General features: G+C 66.6%; 5 protein-coding genes. All 5 read right to left on the bottom strand.

Annotated features, from left to right (window positions below; all coding sequences use genetic code 11):
* On the bottom strand, nt 1-857 hold an 857-nt coding region (gene rfbB / locus JSV65_06660; GenBank protein ID UCH36029.1), incomplete at its 3' end, for a dTDP-glucose 4,6-dehydratase.
* Nucleotides 854-1,969, bottom strand: coding sequence for a UDP-N-acetylglucosamine 2-epimerase (locus JSV65_06655; protein UCH36028.1), 1,116 nt, complete (start codon nt 1,967-1,969; stop codon nt 854-856). The genes JSV65_06655 and rfbB, both read right to left, overlap by 4 nt.
* Nucleotides 1,966-3,021 (bottom strand): UDP-N-acetylglucosamine 2-epimerase, encoded by a 1,056-nt coding sequence (locus JSV65_06650; GenBank protein UCH36027.1) that lies wholly within the window; start codon nt 3,019-3,021, stop codon nt 1,966-1,968. Before JSV65_06650 ends, JSV65_06655 begins: the two co-directional genes overlap by 4 nt.
* Before the next feature lie 5 nt (nt 3,022-3,026).
* A complete protein-coding gene (locus tag JSV65_06645) occupies nt 3,027-4,079 on the bottom strand; it encodes a Gfo/Idh/MocA family oxidoreductase (protein UCH36026.1) in 1,053 nt (350 codons plus the stop codon).
* A 532-nt stretch (nt 4,080-4,611) separates the two neighbouring features.
* The coding region (locus tag JSV65_06640; GenBank protein UCH36025.1) for a hypothetical protein at nt 4,612-4,915 on the bottom strand (304 nt) is incomplete at its 5' end.

Here is a 4,915-nt window from a genome sequence, read left to right as displayed (position 1 = left end):
GCCCTCCGGTTGGAGGTGTCCCCGGCATTTCGGCGGTCGGGGCCCGGGGGGTCCTTGACAGGCCGAATCATGTCGGGGGTCTTTCCGTGCTTTTCGTGGTTCGCCCGGGCCACCTCCAGGTTCGTTGCGACAGGCGCGCCGCCGATGTTGTAGATCTCGCCCGGTTCGCCGCGTTCGACAATGAGATGCAGCGCGCGGCAGTGGTCCTCGACATGCATCCAATCGCGCATCTGACGCCCGTCGCCGTAGACCGGCAGCGGCTCGTCCTCGAGCGCGTTGGTGATAAACAGGGGCACCATTTTCTCCGGGTACTGATTGGGTCCGATGTTATTCGTCGCGCGCGTCACGATGACCGGCGTGCCGTAGGTATACCAGTACGAACGAGCGAGCAGCTCGCCACCGGCTTTGCTCGCCGAATACGGGTTGCTCGGTCGCAGCCGGTCCTCTTCGGTAAATGCTCCGTGCTCGATGGCGCCGTACACTTCGTCGGTGCTGATCTGAATCGTGCGTTGGATGCCGAGTTCGCGCGCGACTTCGAGTAGGACATAGACGCCGAAAATATCAGTGCGCAGGAACCCGCTGGGATCGCTGATCGAGCGATCGACGTGGCTTTCGGCGGCGAAATTGACGATGGCGCTGCATCCCTGAGCCGCGCGGCGAGCGGTCTCGTTGTCGCAGATGTCGCCCTTGACGAAGGTATAGCGCGGGTCGGCTTCGACGTCGGCGAGGTTGTCCAGGTTGCCGGCGTAGGTGAGCTTATCGAGGTTGACCACTTCCCAGTCGGGGCCGCGGTTGAGGATATAGCGGATGAAGTTGCTGCCGATAAACCCGGCGCCGCCGGTAACCAGTAGCCTCATGCCATTTCCTTTCGCTCCGCCGCCGCGAGCAAAGCGTCCGCGATCCGTTCGCTTGCCCGGCCATCCCACCCGCTCGGCATCGTGGGTTCGACGTCATCATTCTCCAGCACCGCCTCGACAGCCTGCAGTGCGTGGTCGGCATTGAGGCCGACGACGAAGTTGCCGCCATGCGCCACGGTCGCCGCGCGGTCGGTGGATTTCGCTAGAGTGAGGCACGGCACCCCGAGGAACGTCGCTTCGTCCTGGACGCCCCCGACGTCGGTCAGCACGAGTCGCGCAGAATCGAGTAGGCAAAGATAGGCCGCGTAGCCCGACGGCTCCACGCTCGACAGCCGGGGCAAATCGGCGATGGTCTCGGCGCATTGCCAACTTTCGAGCCGGTTGACGAGGCGCTGATGCACACTGAGCGCGACCGGCACGCGGTCCTGCACCATCGCGAGGAGACTGACGAGCTTGCGCAGATTCGCGAGATGCTCGATGTTCTCCGGCGTTTCCACTACGACGAACACATAGCCCTTCGCTTCCAGACCGGCGCCCGCGACCACGCCCTCGGCCCGTGCCCGCTCGATGCAGCGAGCGACAGCGTCACACGCCAGGCTGCCGGTGAGCACCACCGACTCCTCCGGCGCGCCCTCATCGAGCAGTTGATCGTGCGCCTGCTCGGACGCCGCCATGAGCGCGCTCGACAACCGGTCTATCTGCGCCGCCAAGCTCGTCCTACCCGCGATGCCGGGCGCGCGCAGCCCGGCATCTGCGTGTGCGACCGGGAAGTCGGCGCGAGCGCACGCCACACTACACCCGAGGATCACGTTGGACGAACCGACCAGCACGACTGCGCCCAGCTCGCGGCTGCCGCACAGCCTCTCACAGCCCGCCATCACCTTCGCCAGTCGCTGCCCAGCCGTCCCCTCCGACGCGCCGATTATCACGTCAGCGTATGGGAGCCCAACGTCGCGGAACAGGTCCGAGTTGGCGTGGGGCACATACTCCTCACCGGCGAAGATGAACTGGCCCTCGCAGTCCGAGCGTTGGCGCAGCTCGGCGAGCAGCGGGGCGGCTCTCACGAAGCCGGCTCTCTCGGCGGCGATGACTGCAATCTTCAGCGCGCTCATAGTCCCGTCACGAAACTGGCGGCCCGTTCGCCGGCGCCGCGGTGTGCTTCGACCTCCGGGGCGGTCGTCGGCGGAGGCGCTTGCGCGGCCTTCATAATGGCTTCTTCATCCATCGCCACCGGCCGCACCCAGCCGCTGCGTTCCGCGTCCGGGAAGCCCGCAGGTGCCAGGCCGACCGCCACCGTCCCGTGGAAGTAACATTCCCGCTGGAGAGTCGGGCTGTCGGTTATCACCACCGGCGCGCGAGCGACCGCCGCTTGCATCGCTGCGTAGTCCATCGGCTCGACGATGCGGATCGCGTCCTGGAGGACGACGCGCTGCGTGGCCGGTCCTTGTGCGGCTTCCCCCGAAGGCGCTTCACCTGAGTGCGCCTGGGCTTTCCGCAATGCCTCTCCGAGGCGGATCCTCGCCGGTGGACCTGCCGGTAGGAGGAACGGCTTTGCGAGCCCGATCAGAGCCGCAAGGACGATTGGCAGCCCTGCGGATTCCAGCGCCGCTCCCCCGAGATAGCATAGGCACGGGGCGTCCGCGTCGACGGCAACGGGCGCCGCTTCGGCAGGCAGCCCATCGGCGAGCGTGTCGCCGCACAGGAACGCCGCGTCCTCCATCCCGCGCTGCGCGAGTCGCTGCACCGCCTCGATGTGGGGGGCGATCAGGAAGGTGGACGCCTGGTCGAGCAAGCGGGAGTTCGGGCCGGAGTCTGCGACGACGCCCGCGTCGAGATGCGCGAGCGGGATGCCGGGGAATGATGCCGCAAGCGCTGCGCCGACTGCCGCATCGGAGCTGCCGCAGATCAATACGATCTCCGGCCGGAGTTCTTCGAGCTGCGGCTCCAGCCACCGCACAACCGCCCCGGCGCGCAGCACCGGCGTCGCGTCATTGACCTCCAGGCTCAGCGCCGGTGGAGGCGGCGAACCGGCATCCCATGTCGGCACTGTTCCCGAACGCGAAACATAGGTGCAGGTGAGATCTTGGTCGCGTTCGAGCCGGGCGATGACCGGCGACAGCTTGGCGCGCTCGCCGCGACTGCCCGCAACACACAGTATCCTCACGAGGTTTAGTCTCCGTGCAACGCGCCGGTGCGCGCGGCCATCGGTGGCGCCTCGACCGACACGACCTGGCCACCGGTGCTGAGCGAGCGCTCCGCAGCCTCGAGCACGCGCACGACGCGCACTCCCTCCTCGCCGTCGGTGCGCGGGTGCGCGCCGTTCGTGACACAATCCACGAAGTGCTGGCATTCAGCGCGCAGCGGCTCGATCGTCTCGATCTTGGGGATGAAAATGTCGCCCACCCGCAGCGACAGCGCGGCGTCGTGACTGTGGTAGTCGCCGTTGGGGAAGTCAACCCCCTTGTCGTAGATCCGCACCTTCTCGCTCGCCTCCATGTCGTCGAACACCGCCATCTGCCGGCTGCCGACGATGGTCATGCGGCGAATCTTGTGCGGGTCGAGCCAGCTCACGTGGACGTGGGCGAGCATGCCGTCGCCGTAATGCATGGTGAGAAAGACCACGTCCTGAACCGGCCGGCGCAAGTAGCTCTGGCCGACCGCCGCAACCGTCGTCGGCTCGCGCCCGAGCAAGTAGCCCGCGACAGCGATGTCGTGCGGCGCGAGGCACCACATCGCGTTCTCATCGCGGCGCACCTCCCCGAGGTTGAGACGCTGGGAGTGGAAGTAGAGCGGCTCTCCCAGGCGCCCCGACTCGACGTATTCCTTGAGATATGCGATCGCCGGGTGATATTTGAGCAGATGGCCGACCATGAGCACGCGGCGTCGCTGCCGCGCAAGCTCGACCAGCGCTCCCGCCTCGGCTGCGTTCAGGCACATCGGTTTTTCGACGAAGACGTGCTTGCCCGCGAGGAGGCTGTCGCGCGCTATGTCATAGTGAGTGGGGGCTGCGGTCGCGATGGCTATCGCGTCAATCGAATCGCGATCCAGCAGTTCGCGGTGACTCGTGGTCGTTCGCGCGTCGGGCGCCAGCCGCAGCGCGCGTTCGATGCTGTCCGGGTCGAGATCGCAGATCGCCGCGACCCGTGACGCCGGCAGCTGCGAGAAATTGCGTACGAGGTTGGGGCCCCAATGGCCGCATCCGACGACCGCTACCCGTAGCATGATCCCTCCCATCCCGGCTGCGGCGACAAGAATCCGCAACCAGTACCTCCGTCAGCCCGCGGTGCCGATGGGTGCAGGAACTCAGCCTCTTCCCGCCGGCGGCTGCTCCGCGCGGCTCCAGACGGCGGCGTTGCACGGCTGGTGCTGACCTGCGTCATCGGGAGCAATGCGGACGAAGCAACGGAGTGGCGGTGCGGCGCATCGGTTCGCGCCGTTCCGTACAGCTCGGGGCCGCTGGCTGCTTCCACGTTGCTTCGACAGCGAAGGGCCGCCCCGGCGGCAGCGTCTCCGCGACTGCTCCCGTCCTATGAATCCAGCCTATCCGTGCCCTGAAGCGCGGGAATTATAGCAACGCGGCCGCGGGCGTGTCAACGGCGATCCCTCGGCCGAGGATTGTCGCCCAACCCAGGAGCACGGTCGTCATCAGGCTGCGTGGTCTGCGCAACTGCAGGCAGAAGCTTAGTCTCCGTTGGCTCCGGTTCGCGACCGGTGTAGTCGTGCATGGCACGCGGTTCGCCCGCCAACGCGCCCGTCAGAACGTTTCTCCCATTTCGAGGAAGTCCACGTTGGTGAACTCACTAGCGAGGATGAAGTCGCGTACCGCGTCGGTGCAGGCATCCCATGGCATCTGGACCACCTGGAACATATCAGCGCCTTTTAGCTCTTGTTTCGGAACGTGGAGCCCCTTGCCCGGCTCGCGAGGAACCCGGGTGCGGATGTACCTCCTCGTCTTTCGGTCAACGTCGCCCTCTATGTGCTCATCGCCGATCACTCGGTAGAGCGCCCCCCCGGTGTCCGGATCCGTCCCTCTGATCTCGAGCGTCGAGCGGTCGAGG

It is taken from the genome of Armatimonadota bacterium (genome assembly GCA_020354555.1).
Taxonomy (GTDB): Bacteria; Armatimonadota; Hebobacteria.
Note: the sequence above shows the minus strand (reverse complement) of the source record. Positions and strands in the feature narration are given on the sequence as shown.